The organism is Phenylobacterium sp. FG114, from assembly GCF_057809855.1.
In genome coordinates this window covers 84,342-107,153 of sequence record NZ_JBMDKU010000010.1, presented here as the reverse complement: position 1 = coordinate 107,153, position 22,812 = coordinate 84,342, and the positions used below count along the sequence as shown (strand labels likewise).

The following is a 22,812-nucleotide window of genomic DNA, read 5'->3' as shown; positions in this document are numbered from 1 at the left end:
ATGGGTTCCTGAGATCGGGCGGCAGGCCGTGGTGTGCAACAGATGGTCCGGCCGTTCAACCTTGGCGGTCCCGCTTTGCGATCCAGCGCTTGCCGTCGCGCGCCCTGCCCCGTACCACCCACCCGGAGATGCGCCGCCCAACCGCCAAGACTGCTTCCCCGACGGCCGCGACGGCCGCAGGCGCGCGGACCGCCTATCTCGTGCTGGGCATGCACCGTTCGGGCACCTCGGCCGTCACCCAGCTACTGGCCCTGGCGGGCGCCCAGCTCCCGACCAATGTGATGCCGGGCGACGAGCACAACGCCAAGGGTTACTTCGAGCCCTGGAAGATCGCGATCTTCAACGACGAGCGCCTGCGCGCCGCGGGCTCGGCCTGGGACGACCCCTTCGCCTATCCCTATCGCCCGCTGCCGGAAGCCGAGGACCAGGCCTGGTTCGAACGCGCCATGGCCCTGTTCGATGAGGAGTTCCCCAAGGCGGCCTGGCCTCTGATGAAGGACCCCCGCGCCACCGTGCTCCTGCCGATGTGGCGCAGGGTGCTGGAGGCGAAAGGCGTCGCCGCCCGCTGCGTCATCCCGGTTCGCCATCCGCTGGCCGTGGCTGGTTCGTTGCGCCGCCGCGACGGATTCGCCGACGAGAAGTCGGTGCTGGTCTGGAGCGTCTACATGCTGGCGGCCGAGGCTTATACCCGCGACCTGCCGCGCGCCTTCGTGGGGTACGATGCGCTGCTGGCGGACTGGCGGACCGAGGTCACGCGGATCGAGGCCGCCCACGGCGCGCCGATGCCCAAGCTGACGCCCAAGGCTGCGAAGGAGATCGACGGTTTCCTGACCGCCGACCTGCGCCACAATGCGACCAGCGACGGCCTAAAGAACCTGGGCTGGGCCGGCGAAATCGCCGCGGACGTTCACGCCTGGTTCGAGGCTAAGGCGGCCGGCAAGTCGCCGAAGATGGCCCTGCTGGACGGCGCGGCGGCGCGGCTGGCCGAGCGGGCCCGCGACGTCGGCGCCCTGGTCTCGTCCACGACCCGAGACCTGGCTGCCGTCCGCGCCGAGTTGATGGAAGCCCGCGCCCGGATCGAAGCGGCCCAGGCGTTCGAGACCGAGGCCCGCGCCAGCATCGCGCGGCTGGAGGACGGCTGGCGCGCCGCCCAGAGCCTGCTGGATAGCGTCGACGCCGAACTGGACGCCGCCCTCGCCGACGACTGATCTACGCCCGGCGCCGTAGGCGCGGATCCAGCGCGAGGTAGATCAGGCCGGTCAGCGCCGCCATGTCCAGGACGTACAGGTAGCGATAGTCGCAGGCGATCGAGATCACGAAGAAGCTCGCCGCAAACCCCAGCCCGCCCGCAAGCAGGCCGGCGATGACCAAGTCGGCCGGATCGCGTCGGATCAGCAGCATCACGCCCACCACCAGGGCGACGGCGGCGAAGGCCACGTGCGACAGGGCCGGCGTGTCCATGTACCACGTCACGTAGTTGAACAGCCGCTGGTCGTCCCGGCTCATGCGGCGCGGCAGATTGAGGGCCTTCATCGCCTCGGGCGGGCCATCCACGCCCACGGTCACCGGAAGGCAGCGATCGATCACCGGCGTGCCGAAAACCTGGCTGAACGCCAGGGCCCGGGCGCGGAGGTAGAGGCCGGGATCCTCCTGGATCAGGTCCAGCCATTCGGCCTGGATCGCGGCATGCGGGACGGTCTTCCAGAGCTCGGACATGCGGGCGTCGGAGGACATCGTGTCGACCCGCTCCGGCGAGTAGAACTCGGCGGCGTGCGCCCGCAGATAGGCGCCGGCGGCGGGCGAGGCCCGGTCGATGTGCGGCGTGCGGCGGCTGGGCTCCAGGGCGCTGGCGGCGGCGACGTCATAGGTCTGCAGGATGCGCACCCCCTTGCTGCCGGCGTCGTCCGGGCGACCGGCCCCTTGGGGCTGAGCGACTGCGCTCAGCACGAAGGCCATCAGCGCCACGGCCGCGAGCCAGCCCAGGGCGAGGCCGGTGCTGCGGCCCCAGCCGCGATAGCCCGCGCGCGCCCAGGCGATGGCCAGCGCCGCCGGCAGCGCCAGTAGCAGGCCATTCTGGCGCAGGAGGCCGGCGGCGGCGAACAGCACGGCCGCGACCGCGAGGCTGATCCAAGGCGTGGCCGCCAACCGGTCGCGCACGCCGAAGGCCAGCAGCGAGAAGCCCGCTAGGGTCGCCACCGCGAACTGCACGTCCTTCCAAACGATGCCGGGATAAACGATCACCTGCGGCAGCGCGATCACGCCCAGCGCCACCAGCGGCGCCAGCCAGCTGGTACGCGGCCGCGTGGCCGGCAACAGGGACCAGGCGCCGAACAGCAGCAGCCCGCTCAGTCCGACGGCGAGGGCCGTGCCGGTGTGGATCCTGTCCAGCACGCCCAGCAGCCAGCCAAAAAAGGCCGGGTTCCAGGTCGTGCGTACGCCGAACCGGCCCTCGTGCAGGGCCAACACCGAGTCCACGGTCAGGTGGCCCGGGAGGTTCAGCTTCAGCATCAGCACGAAGGCGGCGAGCAGGATGAGGCGCAGCGTCCAGCGCGCCGCGGCGCCCGTCGGCGTGGCGACCTCTCTCACGCCGGGCGCACCACGAGGAAGAGGCCGGCCACCATCAGGACGTACCCGGCCGCCATGGTCCAGGTCGCCTGTTCCTTGAACACCAGCCAGCCGGCCAAAGGCACCAGGCACGACCCGATCAGCGAGAAGGCATAGGCGAGGCTGAGTGGCACGCGGGTCAGCACGTAGAACCAGAGCAGCGCCGTGACCCCGTACCAGGCGAAGGCGCCCATCAGCGGGTAGTTCTGGACAACCCGGACGAGGAAGGGTCCGGACAGCCGCTCGTTGTAGACGGCGCCCCACTTGAACATCATCTGGCCCAGCGGCAGGGCCACGGCGAAGACGCTGCAAAGCGCCATGTCCTTGGGGCTCATGCCTGGGGCTCCTCCTCCAGCTCGCGCAGGACGTTGAGATACGGGTGGATCGGACGATTGGGCACGTTCAGCACGTCGAAGTTCATCGCCTGCAACAGAAGCTGGGCGCCCAGGATGACCGGGAGCGCGGCCAGCATGACCACCCCGGCCGACGCGGCCTGGCCCGGCACCCGGTTGGCGAGGTAGCTGAGCGCATAGGCCACGCCGAAGAGCGAGAACAGCAGGCCGAACAACAACTCCATGCTGGCGGCGTTGAAGTCGCGCACGAAGTACTGCCCCACGACGCGCTGGGCGAAGTTGCGGATGTGTTTGAGGGCGAAGGGCCCGACGATGGCGCCGATGCGGATATTCGAGACTTCGTCGGCGTAGCGCGCCGGCATCGGTACGTCCCGCACCACGGCCCGGAGCGTACCCAGGTGGTAGAGCAGGTCGGTCTCGAAGAAGAACCGTTTCGAGACCCGCTTTTCCATCAGCAGCCGCGCGACGTTCGCCTCGAGCGCGGTGTAGCCGTTGGTGGGGTCGAAGATGTTCCAATAGCCGGTCGAGACCTTGGCCGCGAAGCTGAGCGCGGCGTTTCCCAGAACGCGCACCGTCGGCATGGTGGTCAGGTGGCTGATCGAGGTGAAGCGGTTACCCTTGGCGTAGTCGGCCTCGCCGAGCAGGATGGGGGCCACCAGCTGGGCGGCGTAGCCCAGGTCCATCTGGTCGTCGCCATCCACCTTGACCATGACCCGAGCGCCTCGGCGGGCGGCCTCGGCGTAGCCGGCCAGCATCGCGCCACCGACCCCTTGATTCTTCGCCAGCCGCACGACCACCACGCGCGGATCGGTGTTGTTCGCCTCGATGAAGTCCGCCGACTTGTCGGGGCAGGCGTCGTCCACGCAGACGATGCCCTCGAACCAGGCGGGGGTCTTCTTGATCACCCGCAGGATGTGGCCGGTCACCTTGTAGCATGGGACGACCAGCCAGACGCCGGCCCCTTCCAGGGACAGGGCGGGCGTCGCGGTGTCGCGGACGGGCGCGGGCGGGGGAGCAGGGACGGTGCGGGGCACGTGGCCGGGCTAACACGGAAGCGCGCGGGCTGGCAAAGCCGCTGCGGCAGGCGTCGTTCCTTGCGCCGTGAAACCCCGGCTGATAACTGCGCGCCTTCCATCGGGAGAGGCCCTTTGCAGACCGCCACCCACATGCTGCGGACCGGCCGGCGCGGCGCGCTGTTCCAGTTGCAGATGGCGTCCAGGGACCTGGTCAATTCGTTCGGGCGACTGGGCCTGTCCTGGTCGCTGGCCTGGCACGACGTGGCCTCGCGCTACCGCGGCTCGGTGCTCGGCCCGTTCTGGATCACGCTGTCCATGGGCCTGATGGTCCTGGGCATCGGCTTTCTGTACGCAAGTCTCTTCACCCTGCCGCTGAACGAGTTCCTGCCCTACGTGGCGCTCGGCATCGTGTTCTTCGGCGTGATGACGGGTACGGTGAACGAGGGCTGCGACACCTTTGTCCTGGCCTCGGGCATCCTGTCCCAGACCAGCCTGCCGATGTTCACCTTTGTCTGGCGCACGGTCTTCCGCAACCTGATCAACCTCGGCCACCACCTGGTGATCGTGGTCGGCATGCTGGTCTTCTACGGCCAGTGGAAGGTGGCCGACGTGCCGCTGGCGGTGGTCGGTGTGGCGCTGATGCTGCTCAACGCGAGCTGGATGTCCCTGCTCGCCGCCATCGCCTCGGCCCGCTTCCGCGACGTTCCGCAGATCGTGGTCTCGGTGATGCAGTTCGCCATCTTCATGACGCCGGTGTTCTGGATGCCCAGCCGGTTCGGCAAGCACCAGATCTTCCTGGACCTGAACCCGTTCTACCACCTGCTGCAGGCCGTCCGCGCGCCGCTGCTCGGCCAGTCGGTGGCCTCGTACAGCTACATCGTCCTCGTGGCGATGGCCGTCGTGGGCTGGGCTCTCACCTTCGCGATCTTCGCCAACACCCGCCGCCGCCTGGTGCACTACCTGTGACCGCCGCTTCGATCACCTGCACCGACCTCACGATCCGCTTCCCGGTCTATGGGGCCGACGCCAAGTCGATGAAGAAGGCGCTGGCCCGCGCTGTAGCCGTCGGCGGCGCCCTGGGCCGCCACGCCGGTGTCACCGACGTGACTGCGCTGTCGAACGTGAACCTCCAGCTCAAGGCTGGCGACCGTCTGGGCCTGATCGGCCACAATGGCTCAGGCAAGACCACCCTGCTGCGCGCGCTCTCGGGAGCCTACGAGCCGGACGAGGGCTCGATCGAGGTGCACGGGCGCATCGCCTCGCTGCTGGACCTCAGCCTGGGCATCGACCCGTCGGCGACCGGCTACGAGAACATTCGCCTCCGCTGCCGCATCGGCGGCCTGTCGACCAAGGACATCGACGCGCGGATGGACGAGATCGCCGAGTTCACCGGGCTAGGGCCCTTCCTGTCGATGCCGGTGAAGACCTACTCCGCCGGCATGCAGGGCCGCCTCGCCTTCGCCGCGGCGACGGCGGTGGAGTGCGACGTGCTCCTGATGGACGAATGGATCGCCGTGGGCGACGCCGACTTCCAGAAGCTGGCGCACAAGCGGCTGCTGAAGCTGGTCGAGCGGGCGGGGATCCTGGTGCTCGCCACTCACGAGGCGCCGCTGCTGCGGCTCTACTGCAACAAGGTGATGAAGCTCGAAGGCGGCGTCGCCTCCGAGATCGTCGACATCCGCAAGCTGGACGAATTGCTCAAGAGCTGAGCTCTGCCTTAGCATCCAACCCGCCCCCGTCGACGTTCCGCCGTCCTCAGCAGGAGGCGGCACATGAGCGTATTCGGCGACATTCTCTCGAAGATCTTCCACCATCCCCAGGCCAAGGCGGCGCCTCAGGCCGCCCCGCGCCAGACCGCGCCAGCGGCGGCGCCCGCGGCCGCGCCTGCGCCCGCCGCGGCCGAACCGCCCCCCGCCGTCGACGTCGAGGCCGTTCTCGAGGTGATGGCGAAGGACAACGGGCAGACCCTGAACTGGCGTCAGTCGATCGTGGACCTGCTGAAGCTGCTGTCCATCGACTCGAGCCTTGCCAACCGGACCGCGCTGGCGGCGGAACTCGGCTATTCGGGCGACACCGGCGACAGCGCGGCCATGAACATCTGGCTGCACAAGGCGGTCATGCGGAAGCTCGCCGAGAACGGTGGGATCGTCCCCGACTCGCTTCGCTAGACGACTACTTGTCCGGCGCGGTCATCACCGCGCCCTCGCGGCGGGGCGGCGGCTTGCAATGCCCCGCCCGCGCTTGCGCGACATAGAACAGCGCTCGGTCCGCGGCGAAGTTTCGGTGTTCAGCGATAGGGCTGGTGGGTTCGCCGGTCAGCAGGCTCGTCGCCTCCTGCGGCGTGCTTTCGTTCGCGGCTGCGGCCAAGGCTTGCTGATTCCAGCGGCTGAGCGGCGCCGTGCAGGCCGCAACCGTCGCGTCCGCCACGGTTCCAGCGTCATCCGGTCCAGCGGCCAAGGTGTAGGCCCACCGATGCAGGCAATCCTCCATCCCGGCGGCGCCGTCGGTCGCGGCCGCTTGCGCGGCTGTCGGGAAAGCCTTGCAGACGCCGGCGACCGGCCGGCGGTCGCCGCCCGAGCAGGCCACGAGGCCCGCGCAGGCGGCGGTCACGATCAGGATGTTGCGCATGGCTTAGCGGCAGACCCGGGTGGGCTGATACACGCGCTGTCCATACGCGTCGTAGTAGGCGCGGGTTTCCATCCGGCAGCCGGTCGCGTAGCGCGGACGGTCGTACGAGGCGCGTTCCGAACTGCGGGCGCGCTGATAGCTGCGGCTGGAATAGCTCTTGTTGCGGCACTTGCTGACCTGGTTGCCCACGAGGCCACCGGCCGCGCCGCCGATCAGGGCGCCTTCGGTACGGTCGCCGCGGCCGGCGACGGCGCTCCCCAGCAGGGCCCCGCCCAGGGCGCCGATCACGGTCCCGTTGGTGCGCTTTTGGCAAGCCGCCTGTGAGGCGGCGGGAACGGCGGCCACGGCGATGGCCAGGCCGGCGATCATGGCGATCGTCCGCATAGTCTCTCCTTCATCCGTGAGCCGTTCCCTCGTCGGCTCAGGCGATGGAAACGCCAAAGGCTGGAGTTGGATGCAGGCGCTAGGTCAGCCAGTCGACAAAGCCACACTTCGCCATCCAGCCCAGGCCCAGCTCCAACGTCCGCCGCTGCGGGATCGGGAAGCCAGTCAGGACATCGCGCACCGTCATCCCGCCGGAGGTCGCCGCGATCCTGTCGAACGCCTCGGCGCAGACCGCCGGGCTGGCGCGGAAGTCCGGCAGCGCGGTGTCCAGGGCGACCACCTTGCCGGCGCCCCGAACCATGTCGGCCGTGATTCCCGGCGCGGCCGTCAGGCGGGTTTCCAGCGTCAGGGTCTGCGACGCGAAGGCGGCGAAGGCGCGGAAGGGATCGCCGGCCACGGGATCCTGCGCCACGCGATAGACGGGGTCCTCCGACGCAGCGCGGATGGCCGCCAACTCGTCGGTCAGCGCGTGGATCTGACGGGCCACCACCGGCCAGTCGTAGGTTTCGCGCACGCGGACTCGTCCCGCTTCACCCATCCGTCGCCGCAGGTCGGGCGAGCGGATCAGTTCGGCCAGCGCGTCGCCCGCCCGGCCCGCGTGCACGGCCGTCTGCTGGGCCACGGCGGCGACGTAGGCCTGATAGGAGCGCATATCGATGGTGTGCCATTCCACCATCGCCCCGCCCAACCCGCCGCCGATCGGACCGCCAAGGGTCGGGACCAGGAACCCATCTACGCCGTGCCGCACGCTGGAACGGTATCCGTCCCAGTCGCTCACAACCACCGGCAGGCCGCTGGCCATGGCCTCCAGCGGCGTGATCCCGAACGTCTCCTGGATGTTATCGACCAGCGAGAGGAACACGTCGGCTCCCGCCCACAGGTCGGCCAGGCGCTCGCGGTCGTTGCCGTCGGCGAAGTGGGTCTCGACATCGGGGGCGTAGGTCCGCGCCGCCGCCTCGTACAAGCCACGCTCGTGCGCCTCGGGAAACCAACCGGCCATGACGAAAACGGTGCGAACACCGGTCGCCGCGGCAGCCCGCTGGCACGCCTGGAACATGGCCTGGGGGAACGCCTTCTCGTAGTACGAGAGCCGCCCCACCCACAGGATCAGCGCGTCCTCTTTCGCCAGGCCGAGCGCGGCCCGCGCCCGGGCTCGCGCCTCCGGACGGTCGGCCTTGTTCGCGAAGCGGGCGGCGTCCACGCCCAGCGGGATCACCGGCAACGCGGGACGCGGCGGGCGCCGTCCGCCGGTGCGATCGGCCAGGTGGTCTTCCCAGCCGTCGAACATCTCGTCCATCGCCTGGCGCACCGAAGGCGAGGTGCAGATGAGGGCGTCCCAGGGCTGGATCGGGGCGGTCGAGACATTGGCCGTGATCTGGCGCATGGCCGGGGGCGCCAGGGTGTGGATCATGCCCAGCAGGCTGTAGGCCCGGTCCGACGCCCGGCGTCTGCGCGACCAGGCCAGGCCGGAGATCTCGGGCGTGCCGCGCAGCAGCGCCCCCATCTCGACAGGGGCGCTCGAGTTGAGCCGCAGCGAGGTGGTGATCCGCGTGGGTGACGCCACACCCTCCAGCAAGCCTTGCGCAACTTCGCCGGCGTCGGCGTTCTGCATGGTCACCACATCGAGGCGCCCGTAGCCGCCGTGCCGGGCCAGCGCCTGCCAGAGCTGCAGGTTGGCCACGTCCTTGCCGAACGGGTTCTTCTGCAGGGTGGTGTGGCCCGACGGGTGCAGGATCGCGAGCCCGCCCCGCGCGCCGGAACTCATAGGCTCGTCGCTCATGCTCCAGTCTTAGAACGCGCCGGGTCGGGGCGTCGAGGCGGCCCTAGTACTGCTTCACGCCCACGGCGGCGGCGTCCGGCCGGCGCGTGTCGGCCGCGCCGTACATCACCCCGTCGGGCCCGATCATGATCGACTGCGTGCTGCCCAGGATCTGCGAGCGCTCGACCTTATGGCCCTTGGCCGCCAGGCCCACGACCAGGTCATCCGGGATGGCTTCCTCGAGTTGCAGGGGCCCGTCGATGCCCACCTGGTAGATGCGTGGCCGCTGGGCGGCGTCCGCGATGTTCAGCTTGAAGTCGATCACATTGACCAGCATCTGGACCATGGTGGCCAGGATGGTGCCGCCGCCCGGCGTTCCGGTGACCACCCAGGGCTTGTCGTCCTTGAACACGATGATCGGCGAGATGGTGGACTGCGCCCGCTTGCCCGGCTCGATCCTGTTTCCCAGGCTCGTGGGCTTGGGGTTCCAGTCGAAATTGCCCAGCGAGTTGTTGAGCAGGAACCCCGTGCCGGGCGCCACCACGTGCGCGCCGAAGGAGGCGCTCAGGGTGTAGGTGTTCGACACCACGTTGCCGGTCTTGTCGGCGATCGAGAAGTGGGTGGTGTCGGGGCTCTCGTAAGGATGCGGATCCAGGCCGGGTAGCGCCTTGCTGTCCAGCGACCTGTCCATCGAGATGAGCTTCGCGCGCTCCCGGGCGAACTCTTCGCTGGCGATGCCCTTGGCCGGGGTCTTCCACTGCGGTCCGCCGCCTGAATAGCGGCGATCCAAGGTGACGATCTTCAGCGCCTCGGCGATCAGGTGCATGCTGGCGACGTTGCCCTGGCCATACTGGGCCATCGGGAACTGCTCGATGATGTTCATCGCCTCGGCGACGCTGGAGGCGGCAGAGGTGGGCGGCATGTAGGCGATCCGGTAGCCGCGGTAGTCCGACCAGATCGGCTCCAGCACGTTCGCCTTGTACGCGGCCAGGTCGGCCTTGGTGATGATGCCGCCGCCGGCCTGGATGCCCGCGACCAGTCGGTCCGCGACTGGCCCTTTGTAGAAGCCATCGGCGCCCTTCGCCTGGATGTGCTTCAGGGTCCAGACAAGGTCGGGATTCCGGAACACGTCGCCCGGCTGGTAGGCCGAGCCGTCCTTCTTGAAGTAGACCTTCAGGGCGCCGCCCGGGTCCCTGGCCATGGTGGCCTTCCGCGCCGCCAGCGCCGAGGCCTCGTCGTCGCTCATGACCACGCCCTTGCTCGCCAGGTCGATGGTCGGCTGAACCAGCTTGGCCCAGGGCAGCTTGCCGAACCGCTTGTGCGCCTCGTAGAGGCCGGCGACCGTGCCCGGCACGGTGACGCCTTTGAATGACATCGACTTGTCGTTCGAAACCTTGCCGTCCGCGCCCAGCAACAGGTCGGGCTTCACCTCCAGCGGCGCCTGGCCGTAGTACTCGATCGCCGTCGTCTTCTTCGTCGCGGCGTCGTAGAACAGCATATAGCCGCCGCCGCCCAGATTGCCCGCGCGCGGCAGGACCAGGGTCTCGGCGATGCCCACCGCCACAGCGGCGTCCACGGCGTTGCCACCCTTGGCCAGAATGTCGGCGCCGATCCGCGAGGCGATCTTGTTCTGCGACACGACCATCCCGTCGCGCCCGATCACCGGGTGGTGGATGGACCGGTAGCCGATCAGGTCGCCGCCGGTCTGCGCCAGGGCCGAGGTCGGCGCTTCCTCCTGCTGGGCCCACGCCGGCGGCGCCGAGGCGAGAGAGACCGCCAGGAAGCCCGCGAGGGCGGCGCGCGAGACGGCGGCCCGGACGACTTTACGCATCACTGCTCCCCACAAAACGATGAGCCCCTCCCGCGATTGCGAGAGGGGCCCGGGTCATCCAGCTCAGAAGGTCTTGCGGATGTTGAAGTAGAGGTACCGGCCGTAGGGGTTGTAGACCGAGGCCTGGTAGCCGTCGGAGACCAGCGGCGGGTCCTTGTCGAACACGTTGCGCGCCCCGATCAGGACCCGGGTGTTCTCGAGGTACTTGTTGCCGTCCTCGAAGGTGTACGAGACCGACACGTTGTGCACCCAGGTGTGCGGCACCTTGTAGAACTCGCCCGTCGCCGAATAGGTCAGGGCCGTGGAGTAGAAGTCGCCCGTGTAGGTCGTGAACCAGTTGGCGGCGAAGTTCTTGTAGCGCCAGTTCACCGACCCGGTGCCGCGCCACTCCGGCGTGCCGTTCTGACCGACCAGCTCCTGGCCCCCCGTGATGATCGTGCCGGCGTTGATCTGGCCCGCGGCCCGCGCCGTGATCAGCGCGGCGAGGCCTTCGGTCGGGGACTGGTAGAGCTTGTCTAGCCGCGCCACGTTCACGTCGACGGTGAAGTCACCGAAATTCTCGGTGTTCAGACGGTAGTTGACGCCCATGTCGACGCCCTGCGCCACCTGCGGCAGCTGGTTGACGTACTTGTCGTCGGCATATTCGACGAAGCCCACGGGCGTCAGGCCGGTGCCGGCGAACACGGCGATGTTGTCCGGCGTCGGCGCCAGGCGGTGGACCGCCGGGTTCGAGGACCCCTGCAGCCGCATCAGGTAGTCGAGGATGACGGCGTTGCCTTCGCCGAACAGGCCGACGATGCCCTTCTGTTTGATCTTCCAGACGTCGACCGTGAAGATGAAGCGGCCCATCTCGGGCGGCAGGAACTCGGGCTGGAAGACGATCCCGTAGGACAGGCTTTCCGAGGTCTCGGGCTTCAGGTCGGGGTTGCCCGCCCGCACGGCGCGCGTGGTCCGCGATTGCGTGCACTGGCTGAAGCTGGTGATCCGGCCGGCCCGCAGGTCGGCCTCGCAGAAGTAGTAGTCCTGGCGGTTGTTGGTGCGGCTGACCTGGCTGACGTTGATCTGCTCAAGGTTCGGGGCCTTGAAGCCCTTCGACCACGACCCGCGCAGGCGGAACCCGGGGACGACGTCCCAGGCCGCCGCCACCTTCGGCTTCGCGACGCTGCCCACGTCGCTGTAGTCCTCGGCGCGTCCGGCCAGCTGCATCTCCACGCGGTTGACGAACGGGATGTTCATCTCCGGCGAGACCAGCGGGATGGCCAGCTCAGCGTAGGCCGACTTGACGGTGCGGTGGCCGCTCACGTCCGGGGACACGGAGGTGCCCGGGATGTTGCTGAGCGCAACGGCGCCGCCGACGATCGGACCGGTGATCGCGTCGACGTACGGGATGGTGCCGTCGACGTTGTCGTCTCGGTTGTCCCGGTAGGTTTCGCGCCGCACCTCGACGCCCGCGGCGAGGCCGATGTCACCGGCCCAGATCGTGAACAGGTCGGGACGGCTCACCTTGAAGTCCCAGAGCGCCAGCGTGGTCTTGTTGGAGCGCGTGATCGGGATGATCAGCCCGGCGCGCGCCGCTGCGCTCGACGGCGTCTGATCGCCGCCGGTGACCAGGTTCGTCCCGGCCCCGATGCCGTTGAACGGGTTGTAGGCGTCAGGCGTCGTGCGGTTGACCGCCGCCGAGAAGGCGGTGCCGTCCAGGGCGTACGACAGGTCGTCCACCGTCGCTTCCGAGTAGAGCGCGGCGGTCTCCCAGTTGAAGCCGTACTTCTTGCCCTTCAGGCCGCCCAGGATCCGGACTTGGTCGTTCTTCACGATGACCTGCGAGGCGCCGAGGTCCAGGAGGCCGTAGGCGTTGAAGGTCAGCCGCAGCCCGCCCGCCGGAACGCCCACCAGGTTCGGCAGGCGATTGGGGTTCGGCTGTCCGTTGGCCAACGTCGTGGCGCCGAAGGGGTTGTAGTAGGCGTTGGGCCCGATGCTGATCGCCGGAGAGGTGCTCAGCGCATTGTACTGCGCCGTGTTTCCCTCGGTGCGGGCGTGGTAGTAGCCCGCCTCGCCGAAGAAGGTGACGTCCTCGTTGATGTCGTAGTGGCCGGTCAGGAACAGGTTGGTCCGGTCCGCCTGCGGGATGACCGACGCCTTGGTCTGGGCCAGCACGTCGGGACGGAAGGCGCGGTCGGTCGTGGTGTTGATGGCGCCCGGTACGACGCACAGGCCCGGTCCGACCGCCACGGCGCAAGCCACGGACTGCGGCGAGGTGTGGAAGATGCCGGTGGCGCCGGTGATCGCCGTCGTGCCGACGCGGATCGCGCTGGTCACGCCCTGGGCCTGGAAGGCGCCGAAGCCCGAGGTGGTCGCCCGGCTGTCGAGGCCGACGGTGTTGGCGAACTCCGTCCCGGCGAACAGGGGCCGGCGATCCTGCGAGGCGGTGTAGTCCTGGTCGGAGGCCAGCAGGGCCGAGCGCTTCTCCAGCGAGCCGAAGAGCGTGATGTTGCCGCGGCCGTCCTGGAAGTTGTCGCCGATCAGGCCCGTCAGCCTGCCCTCGCGCAGGTTGGTGCCGGTCGCCGTTCCGTACTGGAACTCGATCTGGGCGCCGTCGTAATCGTCCTGCAGCACGGTGTTGACCACGCCGGCCACCGCGTCGGTGCCGTAGATGGCGGCCGCGCCGTCGCGCAGGACTTCGATGCTCTTCAGGCCCGCCACCGGGATGGCGTTTGTGTTGTAGGTGAAGGTCGGCACCAGGGATTCGGCCTGGGTCGTCGGGTGATAGACCGTCCGGCGGCCATTGATCAGCACCAGCGTATTGCCGGCGCCCAGGTTGCGCAGGCTGATCGAGTTCACGTCGCCCCGCGCCGAGTTGGACGAGCCCGGCAGGAAGCTCGAGTTGAACGTCACGTTGCCGGCCTGCGGGATGGTGCGGAACAGCTCGTCGCCCGATCCAGCCGCCGTGGCCTGGATCTGGGCCGCATCCACCACGGTCACCGGAAGGGCCGCCGTCACCTTGGAGCCCTGGATCTGGGAGCCGACGACCACGATTTCTTCGAGCTCGCTGGGCGCTGCGCCTTCCTGAGCCCGGACCGGCGTGGCGATGGCGGCGACGGCGCAGAGCGCGCTGGTCGCAAGCAAGGTGGTCCGTCCGCGCGATGGCGTCGTCATGTTTGTTTTCCCCTCATCCGGCCCGGCGCGAAGCAAGGCGCCCGCCCCAGGCGTAGTGAATAGCGTGATCTGCGTCGCGTCAAACAACCGTTCGCAGGATAGTCAACAAGAAACCCGTGGCGCTTAGTTCGATAACGGCTGGAATGTGGCGAGGGTGAGCAGCCGCGCCTCATTCCCGATCACCAAGACGATGCCACTTCAGAAACCGCTCAGCACAACTATCAGATGCATCTGATATTGGTTCTCGATTGCTCGAAAAATACTGCTAACCGCGTTATGTTACGCTTAGATACATCTCTCAACTGTCATCACGGGCGGGACTTGCGGTCGTTCCGCTAAGGCGCCGCCGCGATCGCGGGTCCATACAGGAGGCCGTTGAACAAGAACTTGAACGCTGCGTGCGACTGGGCGCGTTGAGCCACCTCCGGCCCCATCAGGAACAGCTTGCCCTTGCCCACGTCGGTCTCGACCACCGCGCCGGCGCCGCTCAGCTTCTCCTGGCCGACGGCCCAGCCGCTGCGCAGCACGTCGCCTTGTGGGTACCAGGCCGCGGGCTTTCCGACGCCCCGTGCGAAAGCGGGGCTGCGGTCGAAGAAGACGTTCATCGACTTCGGCGCGCCGTAGGCCAGCGGCTGGGTGGTGTCGACGCTCACCTCGACCAAGGAGCCGGGGATGTAGAAGCTGTTGCGCGGCAGCGGCTTGCCGTCCGGCCCATTCAGCGCGCTCGTGGCGGTGACGCCGACCATCTCGGCCAGGCGGGTCGAGTTGCCGATGGCCACGACCGCGCCGCCGGCCTTCAGGAAGGCGGCAACCTGGGGCGCCGACCTGTCCCGCGTCACCTCTCCCAACCACGGCCGGAACTCGGCCGGGATCTCGTCGGGCTTCGGCTGCCGGGCCTGGAAGGCGTCGGCGTCGTCGCTGGCCAGCACGTTGTTGGTGAAGATCAGGACGTCATAGTCCTTGGCCAGGTCGCCGGCGTCGAGCCGCTGGGGATAGACCACGCGGTAGTCGAATTCATATTGCTCCATCAGCCAGCGGGTCCAGCCGGCGGGCATGTTGCCGCCGTACTTGTCCACCAGGCCCACGCGAACCGGCTTCAGCCTCAGCCGCGCACCCGAGGGCGCGCCGCCCAGCGCATAGGCGTTCAGGCCCAGCCCCTTCACGGCCGCCTGGACGATGGCGCGGCTCTCGGCTGTCGCCGGGATCCACAGGGCGCCCGGCGGCAGCGTGCGTCCGCCCGCCTTGGTCGAAGCGTTCATCCAGTAGACCCCCTGCCCCGCCTTCAGCAGCCGGTTGGAGAGGATGAAGCTGTCGTTGGTTTCGTGGCTCACGAGGTAGCCGGCGCCGCCGGAACCGACGATCCGCCCCGGCGGAGGCGCCAGCAGGTCGGGAACCGCCTCGAACGGGCCGTCGAAGCCGTCCAGAACCCGGTCGAACGCCACGCCCATCTGCAGGGCCAGGGTGTAGCCGGTGGAGTCGTACGGCGGGATCGGCGGACCGCCCGGATAGGCGAAGTCGTGCGGGTGGTCCTGCGGCTCGAACATGTCGAGCACATGCGGCCGGTAGGCCTGGTCGGCCTTCACCACGTACGAGCCGGCCGGATAGGTCTTGCCCGCCACCGTGAACGACTTGGTGGCGCGCTGCACGTCGACGCCCGTCTTGATCAGTGCGTTCAGGAACTTCACCGCCGTCGGCAGGTCGGCCTGGTCGGCGGGGATGATGTAGCCGCGCGCATCGCGCATCGCGGGGTCGCGCAGCACGGTCTTGTAGAGGTCGGGATCCAGGCCCGCGTTGCGGCCCGACCCTACCAGCGGCTTGCCCTTGGCCGCCGCCTCCAGGGCCTCGATCCGCTTCGGCGTGACCGTCCAGCTGTCGCGCCGGCCCCGCTCGATCGAGTTGTTCCCCATCCGCCAGATGTTGAACAGCAGCCGCTCGCGGTTGCGCGTCGCATAGTCCAGCACCGCGCGGTTCATGGTCAGCGAGTAGTCGATCGATTGGCGGAAATGCCAGGTCTGCGGGGCGATCGGCGCCGGCAGGTCGTTGCGGGCGATCTGGTTCTTGGCGATCAGCGGCAGGGTCGAGGGCGTAGGGTGACCGATGATCTCGGTCAGCAAGCCCACGGCATTGTGGAAATAGGTGATCGACCGTTCCATCCCATTGTTCCAGGTGGAGTAGGTCGCCCCGCTGCGCATAGTCGAACCGGGCTTGTCCTCGGCGATCAGCCGGCTGTGCATGGTGGCGCCGACCTCGCTCAGCGTCGACATCACCAGCGGGTCGTAGTTGTAGTTGAACGGGTCACGGAACGGCGGCACGAACACCACGGTCCCAGCCGGGCCGGTCTGGTGGTGATTGTAGATGATCTGGGGAAACCACTCCCGGAAGAAGATCCGGTTGACGTTCGTGGTCTCCTTCATCGCCGACATGTAGTAGTCGCGATTGTTGTCGTGGCCGATGTACTTCTGGTAGAGCCGCGGCAGGCTGGAGAACTCGCGCTTCTTCTCATCCGCGTTGCGCATGTACCAGTTCGACACCAACTCCATGCCGTCGGGGTTCACCTGACCGAACAGGATGATGACGTTGTCAAGGATCCGCAGGGTCTCAGGGTCGTCCTTGCTCAGCATGTCGTAGAGACCGGCGATCAGCGCCTGGGGCGGCACCGTCTCGGTGGCGTGCAGGCCGCCGTCGATCCAGACCACCGCCTTGCCTTCTGCGGCCATCGCCTTGGCGTCCGCCTCGCTGACGCCCTCGGCCTTGGCCAGCTTGCGGGCGATCTCGCGGTAGCGGTCCAGCTTGGCCAGGTTCGCCGGCGACGAGACGATGGCCATATACTCGGTGCGGCCCTCCTCGGTCTTGCCGATCTCCACCAGCTTCATGCGGTCGGTCTGGCCGGCGACCTTTTTGAAGTAGCTCTCGAGCTGGGTGTAGTTCGCCAGGAAATAGTCGTCGCCGATGTCGTGGCCGAACGCCTCCTTGGGCGAGGTGACAGGGCCCGCCTGGGCTGCCGTCCCGACCAGGGCCGCCCCGAACGCCAGCGCCAGCGCGGCGCCGCGGATCGCACGATGGAAACGCATCACTTCAGTCCCCCAAACTCACGCCGCCCAGACCCACGTCACCGGCCCGCGGCGCGTCAGTAGAAGCTCACATTGTCGACCTGCAGCCACAGCCGCTCGCCCGCTGCCCGGCCGCCGCTGAAGCCGAGGTCGGTCAGGTCGGCGCCGGTCCAGCCGGTTGTCGCCGCGCCGCGGCCTGGCACGCGCTTCAGGTCGGAGAACGGAATCTCGACCTTCGTCCACTCGGGCCCAGCCTTGATCGGTGCGCGCCACCGGCCGCTCTGCGTCCCCACCGTAAAGGCATACTCGCCGCCATCGCCGCGCACCTCGAAGCGCACGCCCTTGAAAGCGCTGGCGTCCACCGGCTCTACCGAGCCGCGGCTGAGGGGCAGCAGCACCCCGGCGCTGGGATCTTCCTTCTGGGCCATCTTCGCGGCCAGCAGCAGCGCGTGGTCCGAGCCGCTGCGCACCGTCACCTGGCTCACCTGCACCGAGCGGTCGTGGCCGCCGTCCATGTCGTCCAGGCGCAAGGTGTCCAGCCGGGTTCGCCCGAGCACGCCTTCGAAGTCGTCCACCAGCGCCCTGGCCTTGATCGCCGGCATCGACATCTGCCCGTCCGCCGGCGTCGGCTTCACGCCGGGGCCAAACACCGCCTTGCCGTCGATGAACACCCGCTCGGTTTTGCGGATGTCGCCGATGTTCGTCCAGGGCGTCCCGGCGATCAGCACCAGGTCGGCGCGCTTACCCTTCTCGATGGTGCCGCGGTCGGCGATCTCCGCCATGGCGCGGGCGCTGTTCGAAGTGCCGGCCATCAGCGCCTGCGTCGGCGTCAGCCCTGCCTGCACCAGGAGCTCCATCTCGCGCAGCGTCGCCGCGCCATGGGGCGTGCCGGGCATGCCCGCGTCGGTGCCCACCGCGATCGGCACGCCGGCGTCGTGCAGCACCTTCACATTGTGCAGGGCGTAGCCGAACTTCTTCTGCGCGTTCTGCAGGCGCGCGTCCGGATTGGCCGGCGCGGTCTGGCCCGGCTTGACAGGCTCGTAGACCGCCAGGGTCGGCGCATAGACCGTGCCGTTGGCCTTCATCAGCGCCACGACCTCGTCGTCGACCTCACGGTCCTGCAGGCTGTGGGCGATCACGTCCACCTTGGCGCGCGCGGCCACCTTGCCGCGCTCGACGGTGACAGTGTGGGTCAGGACCTTCAGGTTGTTCTTGTGCGCCTCGTCAGCGATCGCCGAAAGGGTCCAGTAGTCCATGCTGGAATTGTCGGGACCCGCGCCATAGCGCCAGCCGTCCGCAAACGCCTTGATGGCGTCGGGCTTGTAAGGCAGCAGCCCGCGCACCGCGGCCCGCGCGCCCTCGGCCGTGCTGACCCACTTCGTGGTCGCCTCGTCGGCCCAATCGGCGCCGTGCCCACCTGGGGTCGAGATGCGCGCCGTGAAGTTCACGTGCGGCGTGGTCAGCGTCCCCAGCCATCGCCGGCGCGGTTCGTAGGCCTCGGGCGGCTGGTGGAAATCGTTGACGGTTGTGACGCCCGACGCGACGTAGGCTGCCGCGATCGGCGGGGCCACGGCGGGCTGCCCGCCCGGCGTCCAGTGGGTATGCAGGTCGAAGAAGCCGGGCAGCAGGGCTTTACCCTTGGCCTGGATCACCGTCGCGCCGCGCGGCGCCCTGGCGTCCGGACCGACCTCGGCGATGCGGCCGTCGCGGATGATGACGTTGGCGACATGGGGCGCCGCACCGGTCGCGTCGAAGACCGTCGCGCCCATGATGGCGGTCGTGTCGGATTTGGGCGCCGCCGCCTGCGCCTGCCCGATCATCGCCGCCGCGGCCAGCGCCGCTACGACACGCACCCGTCCCCACCGATACGCCACGCCCTACTCCCCCATGGCCGCCCAGGCCGCCCGACTCCAATCAAGAACGAACGAGCGCGGCGAAACCTCAGCGTCCCTTAGCATCCTCAGCGAATTTCGACCCCCTAGCGCGATGGGGCAAGGGGGACGGGCACAAAGGGTGTGGGCGGATTTGGGCCTGAGGATCGATCCGCCCCTCCGCCCGGCTCGCGCCATGCCCTCGGGGCCGCCCATAGATTTTCCCGTTCTTCGACATAGGACCTTTCATTTTGCCCCCGGCCCCGGCGCGGGCCTAGGGTCGCCCGACTTGGGGGAGGATCTCAGGAGGAACACCTCATGGACGACGCCAGCCCACTGCACGATCCCCGGAAGGAGCCGGCAGCGCTCCGCACGCTCCTGGGCAGAACCAATCGCGACTGGTGGCCGAACCAGCTCTCGCTCGACATCCTTCACCAGCACGGGGTGACCGGCGACCCGATGGGCGACGGGTTCGACTACGCCGCGGAGTTCACCAGCCTCGACTACGCCGCGGTGAAGCGCGACCTGACCGCGCTGATGACGGACAGCCAGCCCTGGTGGCCGGCCGACTACGGTCACTATGGCCCGTTCTTCATCCGCATGGCCTGGCACAGCGCCGGGACGTATCGCTCGGGTGACGGCCGCGGTGGCTCCTCGTCGGGCGCGCAGCGCTTTGCGCCGCTGAACAGCTGGCCGGACAACGCCAACCTAGACAAGGCGCGCCGCCTGCTGTGGCCGGTGAAGCAGAAGTACGGCGCGAAACTCTCCTGGGCCGACCTGATGATCCTGGCCGGCAACGTGGCCATCGAGTCGATGGGCGGACCCGTCTTCGGCTTCGGCGGCGGCCGCGAGGACGTCTGGGAGCCCGAGCGCGACATCTACTGGGGCACCGAGGAGCAGTGGGTGGGCCAGGAAGGCAACCTCACGCGTATCGACACGGAATCCGGCCGGGCGCTTGAGAACCCGCTGGCGGCCATCCAGATGGGCCTGATCTACGTCAACCCGGAAGGCCCGGGCGGCGAGCCGGACCCGCTGAAGTCCGCGCGGGACATCCGCGAAACCTTCGCGCGCATGAGCATGAACGACGAGGAGACCGTCGCGCTGACCGCCGGCGGCCACACCTTCGGCAAGTGCCATGGCGCCGGCGACGCCGCCAAGGTGGGCGCCGAGCCCGAAGGCGCCGACATCGCCCAGCAGGGTCTGGGCTGGCAATCGGGCCACGAGAGCGGGATGGGCGACCATACCATCACCAGCGGCCTCGAAGGCGCCTGGACGCCCACGCCGATCCGATGGACGAACAACTACTTCCGGATGCTGCTGGAGTACGAGTACGAGTTGGTCCGCAGCCCGGCCGGGGCCAAGCAGTGGCAACCGATCAACCAGAAGCCGGAAGACATGGCGCCGGGCGCCCACAGCCCCGACAAGCGCCTTCCGACGATGATGACCACCGCCGACATGGCCTTCAAGATGGACCCGAAGTATCGGGAAATCTCCGAGCGTTTCTATCGAAACCCGGACCAGTTCGCCGACGCCTTTGCCCGCGCGTGGTTCAAACTGACCCACCGCGACATGGGGCCGAAGGCGCGCTACCTCGGCCCGGAGGTCCCTAAGGAGGACCTGATCTGGCAGGACCCGATCCCGACGGTGAACCACCCGCTGATCGACGCCGGTGAGATCGCCGGACTGAAGACCACGCTGCTGGGCTCGGGCCTCTCCGTGTCGGACCTCGTGAAGACCGCCTGGGCCTCGGCCTCGACCTTCCGCGGGTCCGACAAGCGGGGCGGCGCCAACGGCGCGCGCATTCGCCTCGCCCCGCAGAAGGACTGGAAGGTCAACGAGCCCGCCGAACTCGCCCGCGTTCTGGGCGTGCTGGAGAAGATCAAGTCCGACTTCGACAGCGCCGCGCCCGGCGGCAAGAAGGTCTCGCTCGCCGACCTGATCGTCCTGGGCGGCGCGGCGGGCGTCGAGAAGGCGGCGCGGGACGCCGGCCACCCTGTCATCGTACCGTTCTCGCCCGGTCGGGCCGACGCCACGGCCGAGCAGACCGACGCCGATAGCTTCGCCGTACTCGAGCCGCGCGTGGACGGGTTCCGCAACTACCTTGAGAGCCGCTTCAGCGTGCCGACCGAGGAATTGCTCGTCGACCGCGCCCAGCTGCTGGGCCTCTCGGCGCCGCAGATGACGGCGCTGGTTGGCGGCCTGCGGGTGCTGGGCGTCAACCATGGCGGGTCGAAGCACGGGGTCTTCACGGATCGCCCGGGCCAGCTCACCAACGACTTCTTCGTCAACCTGCTCGACATGGGCACGGCCTGGAAGGAAGTCGACGACCGCGGCGACGAGGTCTTCGTCGGCACGGACCGCAAGACCAACCAGGAACGCTGGACCGCAACCCGGACCGACCTGGCCTTCGGCTCGAACTCGCAGCTCCGCGCGCTCTCCGAGGTCTACGCAGCGGCCGACGCGGGGCCGAAGTTCGTCCACGACTTCGTGGCGGCCTGGACCCAGGTCATGAACGCCGACCGGTTCGACCTGCCCCGGGTCCAACGGCGCCGCGCGGCATAGGGCATCACCGATGACGGCGCACGCCTTCGGCGTCGTCATCGGACCGCCCGTCGCATCGACGTCGCGAGCCCGTCGCGACTGAGGCAGTGTGCGGACATGGGAGGCTTGGCGCTCCCACGGAGGTCCGCATGATCGCATTGATGCTCGCCGCGCTGTTCCAGGCCACCGCGCCAGTCGCCTCGTTCACCGCGCCCGCGCTGCCGGCCAAGGTCCATGCCGGAAAGCCGGACAAGGACGGGATCGTCTGCCGAAAGGAGACCGTGCTGGGCAGCCGCCTGAAGACCAAGATCTGCACCCGGCCCGGCGACGCCCAGCAGCGGGCGATCGACGACCGCGATCTGCTGGAGAAAGCGCAGGTCCTGCAGACCATCCGCGATCCGGCCAACGGCCCGCCGCCCTGATGGGGTGTCAGTCCTGGGGTCGGATCATCCCGACCCTGAGATCCGTGGCCCAGTAGACGCAGGTCTCGTCGGCGAACAGGCGGCCGTTGGCGACGCCTACGGCCAGCTGGCCGCGCCGCGCTTGGCGGAGGTCGACCTCGTAGCGCACCCGGCGGGTGGCGGGCGTGACGTCGCCGCGGAACCGCACCTCGCCGACGCCCAGGGCCCGGCCCTTGCCCGGCGAGCCCGACCAGCCCAGCCAGTAGCCCAGCATCTGCCACATGGCGTCGAGGCCCAGGCAGCCGGGCATCACGGGATCGCCGGGGAAGTGGCAGTCGAAGAACCAGAGCTCGGGGACGATATCCAGCTCGGCCACCACCTGGCCCTTGCCGAACTCGCCGCCGTCCGCGGTGATGGCGATGATCCGATCCATCATCAGCATCGGCGGTGCGGGAAGCTGGGCGTTGCCGGCGCCGAAGTAGCCGCCCCGGCTCGAGCGCAGCAGCTCGTCCTTCGTGTAGCTGGACTGCGGCGTGTGGAAGGCGTGCGGATCAGCCATGGCGTTGCAGGTCCTTGCTGGAGACCGCCGCGCCCGGCGGCAGGCGCAGCGCGTTCGCCACGAACACCCAGATCCTATCGGTGAGCTCGGCGGGGTCGGGGCGATGGGCGCTGGTCAGGGCGCCGATCAGCGCCTGGCGTATGCCCCCGATCATCAGGGCGATGGTCAGGCGCGGGTCGAGGTCTGGCGGAATGACGCCCGCGCGCTGGCCGGCGCGGAGGTTGTAGGCGCCGGCGGCGAGCTGGCGGCGCGTGAAGGCCTGCTCGACGTCCAGAACCTCGGCCGCGCGGCTGAGCGGCCCCACCACCAGCGGTGCGAACGGATGGTCGTAGTGGAAAGCGATGTAGGCGGCGATCCGCTCCTTCTCGCGGCCTGCCCAGTCGGGCGCCGTGAGGTTCGCGGGGCTGAAGGCGGCCTCCTCCAGCCGGTCGTAGAAGGCCTCGACCACGGCGGCGATCAGACCCGCCTTCGATCCGAAGTGATGGTAGGCCAGTCCCACCGACACCCTCGCCCGCTTGGCGACCGCCTGCATCTCCAGCAGCCCGTGGGTGTGGATCAGCTCCTCCTGGGCGGCGCGGATCAGGCGCTCGGGTGTGCCGATCTTCGGGATGGCCATGAGATGTCCGCCTATTGAATTGAATTCAATTTAAGGGGACGTCCTG

18 protein-coding genes are annotated in these 22,812 nt (G+C 68.8%); 6 read left to right on the top strand and 12 right to left on the bottom strand.

Features of this window, described 5'->3' with window-relative positions:
* The first annotated feature begins 128 nt into the window (after positions 1 to 128).
* The gene (locus ACODSY_RS17540) at positions 129 to 1,208 is read left to right on the top strand and encodes a sulfotransferase family protein (RefSeq protein WP_488953080.1); all 1,080 of its coding nucleotides are present in this window, start codon (positions 129 to 131) and stop codon (positions 1,206 to 1,208) included.
* Position 1,209: 1 nt separating this feature from the next.
* Here ACODSY_RS17540 and ACODSY_RS17535 read toward each other — a convergent pair whose 3' ends face one another.
* From ACODSY_RS17535 to ACODSY_RS17525, 3 genes are read right to left on the bottom strand one after another with little or no spacing between them, the layout of a single operon-like run.
* The gene (locus tag ACODSY_RS17535; protein WP_488953078.1) at positions 1,210 to 2,586 is read right to left on the bottom strand and encodes a hypothetical protein; all 1,377 of its coding nucleotides are present in this window, start codon (positions 2,584 to 2,586) and stop codon (positions 1,210 to 1,212) included.
* Positions 2,583 to 2,939: a DMT family transporter gene (locus tag ACODSY_RS17530; protein ID WP_488953077.1), complete on the bottom strand. Its 357-nt coding sequence runs from the start codon at positions 2,937 to 2,939 to the stop codon at positions 2,583 to 2,585. The genes ACODSY_RS17535 and ACODSY_RS17530 overlap by 4 nt, the downstream gene beginning before the upstream one ends.
* Complete coding sequence (locus ACODSY_RS17525; RefSeq protein ID WP_488953076.1) at positions 2,936 to 3,991, bottom strand: glycosyltransferase family 2 protein; 1,056 nt, start codon at positions 3,989 to 3,991, stop codon at positions 2,936 to 2,938. The genes ACODSY_RS17530 and ACODSY_RS17525 overlap by 4 nt, the downstream gene beginning before the upstream one ends.
* A 114-nt stretch (positions 3,992 to 4,105) precedes the next feature.
* On the opposite strand from ACODSY_RS17525, the gene ACODSY_RS17520 reads away from it, so the two are divergent.
* From ACODSY_RS17520 to ACODSY_RS17510, 3 genes are all read left to right on the top strand, one after another.
* A complete protein-coding gene (locus ACODSY_RS17520) occupies positions 4,106 to 4,939 on the top strand; it encodes an ABC transporter permease (RefSeq protein ID WP_488953075.1) in 834 nt (277 codons plus the stop codon).
* Positions 4,936 to 5,682 (top strand): ABC transporter ATP-binding protein, encoded by a 747-nt coding sequence (locus ACODSY_RS17515; protein ID WP_488953074.1) that lies wholly within the window; start codon positions 4,936 to 4,938, stop codon positions 5,680 to 5,682. Before ACODSY_RS17520 ends, ACODSY_RS17515 begins: the two co-directional genes overlap by 4 nt.
* A 63-nt stretch (positions 5,683 to 5,745) precedes the next feature.
* Positions 5,746 to 6,141, top strand: a complete 396-nt coding sequence (locus ACODSY_RS17510) for a DUF3597 domain-containing protein (RefSeq protein ID WP_488953073.1) — start codon at positions 5,746 to 5,748, stop codon at positions 6,139 to 6,141.
* A gap of 4 nt (positions 6,142 to 6,145) precedes the next feature.
* On the opposite strand, the gene ACODSY_RS17505 is transcribed toward ACODSY_RS17510, so the two are convergent.
* The 7 genes from ACODSY_RS17505 to ACODSY_RS17475 form a co-directional block, all read right to left on the bottom strand.
* On the bottom strand, positions 6,146 to 6,601 hold the full coding sequence (locus ACODSY_RS17505; protein ID WP_488953071.1) for a hypothetical protein: 456 nt from the start codon (positions 6,599 to 6,601) through the stop codon (positions 6,146 to 6,148).
* A gap of 3 nt (positions 6,602 to 6,604) precedes the next feature.
* Positions 6,605 to 6,985 (bottom strand): glycine zipper 2TM domain-containing protein, encoded by a 381-nt coding sequence (locus tag ACODSY_RS17500; protein ID WP_488953069.1) that lies wholly within the window; start codon positions 6,983 to 6,985, stop codon positions 6,605 to 6,607.
* 79 nt (positions 6,986 to 7,064) lie between these two features.
* Complete coding sequence (locus tag ACODSY_RS17495; RefSeq protein ID WP_488953068.1) at positions 7,065 to 8,765, bottom strand: glycosyltransferase family 4 protein; 1,701 nt, start codon at positions 8,763 to 8,765, stop codon at positions 7,065 to 7,067.
* Between the two features lie 43 nt (positions 8,766 to 8,808).
* Positions 8,809 to 10,575, bottom strand: a complete 1,767-nt coding sequence (gene ggt, locus ACODSY_RS17490; protein WP_488953067.1) for a gamma-glutamyltransferase — start codon at positions 10,573 to 10,575, stop codon at positions 8,809 to 8,811.
* A gap of 63 nt (positions 10,576 to 10,638) precedes the next feature.
* Complete coding sequence (locus ACODSY_RS17485) at positions 10,639 to 13,728, bottom strand: TonB-dependent receptor plug domain-containing protein (protein ID WP_488953066.1); 3,090 nt, start codon at positions 13,726 to 13,728, stop codon at positions 10,639 to 10,641.
* Positions 13,729 to 14,063: 335 nt separating this feature from the next.
* Positions 14,064 to 16,799, bottom strand: coding sequence for a M14 family metallopeptidase (locus ACODSY_RS17480; protein WP_488953065.1), 2,736 nt, complete (start codon positions 16,797 to 16,799; stop codon positions 14,064 to 14,066).
* Between the two features lie 56 nt (positions 16,800 to 16,855).
* Positions 16,856 to 18,652, bottom strand: a complete 1,797-nt coding sequence (locus ACODSY_RS17475; RefSeq protein WP_488953063.1) for a CIA30 family protein — start codon at positions 18,650 to 18,652, stop codon at positions 16,856 to 16,858.
* Positions 18,653 to 18,967: 315 nt separating this feature from the next.
* On the opposite strand from ACODSY_RS17475, the gene katG reads away from it, so the two are divergent.
* Both katG and ACODSY_RS17465 read left to right on the top strand, forming a co-directional pair.
* Positions 18,968 to 21,211, top strand: coding sequence for a catalase/peroxidase HPI (katG, locus tag ACODSY_RS17470; RefSeq protein ID WP_488953062.1), 2,244 nt, complete (start codon positions 18,968 to 18,970; stop codon positions 21,209 to 21,211).
* A gap of 128 nt (positions 21,212 to 21,339) precedes the next feature.
* Positions 21,340 to 21,612 carry a hypothetical protein gene (locus tag ACODSY_RS17465; RefSeq protein WP_488953061.1) on the top strand — a complete coding sequence of 91 codons (273 nt, stop codon included), beginning with the start codon at positions 21,340 to 21,342 and terminating at the stop codon, positions 21,610 to 21,612.
* A 7-nt stretch (positions 21,613 to 21,619) separates the two neighbouring features.
* Here ACODSY_RS17465 and fabA read toward each other — a convergent pair whose 3' ends face one another.
* Both fabA and ACODSY_RS17455 read right to left on the bottom strand, forming a co-directional pair.
* The gene (gene fabA / locus ACODSY_RS17460) at positions 21,620 to 22,150 is read right to left on the bottom strand and encodes a bifunctional 3-hydroxydecanoyl-ACP dehydratase/trans-2-decenoyl-ACP isomerase (RefSeq protein WP_488953060.1); all 531 of its coding nucleotides are present in this window, start codon (positions 22,148 to 22,150) and stop codon (positions 21,620 to 21,622) included.
* Entirely contained in the window at positions 22,143 to 22,766 is a 624-nt protein-coding gene (locus tag ACODSY_RS17455; RefSeq protein ID WP_488953059.1) for a TetR/AcrR family transcriptional regulator, read from the bottom strand. Before ACODSY_RS17455 ends, fabA begins: the two co-directional genes overlap by 8 nt.
* Positions 22,767 to 22,812 lie beyond the last annotated feature (46 nt).

What these genes read in the sequence shown, in the direction of transcription:
- ACODSY_RS17540 (WP_488953080.1), top strand. Translation starts at nt 129, where the DNA reads ATGCGCCGCCCAACCGCCAAGACTGCTTCCCCGACGGCCGCGACGGCC.
- ACODSY_RS17530 (WP_488953077.1), bottom strand. Translation starts at nt 2,939, where the DNA reads ATGAGCCCCAAGGACATGGCGCTTTGCAGCGTCTTCGCCGTGGCCCTG.
- ACODSY_RS17510 (WP_488953073.1), top strand. Translation starts at nt 5,746, where the DNA reads ATGAGCGTATTCGGCGACATTCTCTCGAAGATCTTCCACCATCCCCAG.
- ACODSY_RS17505 (WP_488953071.1), bottom strand. Translation starts at nt 6,601, where the DNA reads ATGCGCAACATCCTGATCGTGACCGCCGCCTGCGCGGGCCTCGTGGCC.
- ACODSY_RS17500 (WP_488953069.1), bottom strand. Translation starts at nt 6,985, where the DNA reads ATGCGGACGATCGCCATGATCGCCGGCCTGGCCATCGCCGTGGCCGCC.
- ACODSY_RS17495 (WP_488953068.1), bottom strand. Translation starts at nt 8,765, where the DNA reads ATGAGCGACGAGCCTATGAGTTCCGGCGCGCGGGGCGGGCTCGCGATC.
- ggt (WP_488953067.1), bottom strand. Translation starts at nt 10,575, where the DNA reads ATGCGTAAAGTCGTCCGGGCCGCCGTCTCGCGCGCCGCCCTCGCGGGC.
- ACODSY_RS17485 (WP_488953066.1), bottom strand. Translation starts at nt 13,728, where the DNA reads ATGACGACGCCATCGCGCGGACGGACCACCTTGCTTGCGACCAGCGCG.
- ACODSY_RS17480 (WP_488953065.1), bottom strand. Translation starts at nt 16,799, where the DNA reads ATGCGTTTCCATCGTGCGATCCGCGGCGCCGCGCTGGCGCTGGCGTTC.
- katG (WP_488953062.1), top strand. Translation starts at nt 18,968, where the DNA reads ATGGACGACGCCAGCCCACTGCACGATCCCCGGAAGGAGCCGGCAGCG.
- ACODSY_RS17465 (WP_488953061.1), top strand. Translation starts at nt 21,340, where the DNA reads ATGATCGCATTGATGCTCGCCGCGCTGTTCCAGGCCACCGCGCCAGTC.
- fabA (WP_488953060.1), bottom strand. Translation starts at nt 22,150, where the DNA reads ATGGCTGATCCGCACGCCTTCCACACGCCGCAGTCCAGCTACACGAAG.
- ACODSY_RS17455 (WP_488953059.1), bottom strand. Translation starts at nt 22,766, where the DNA reads ATGGCCATCCCGAAGATCGGCACACCCGAGCGCCTGATCCGCGCCGCC.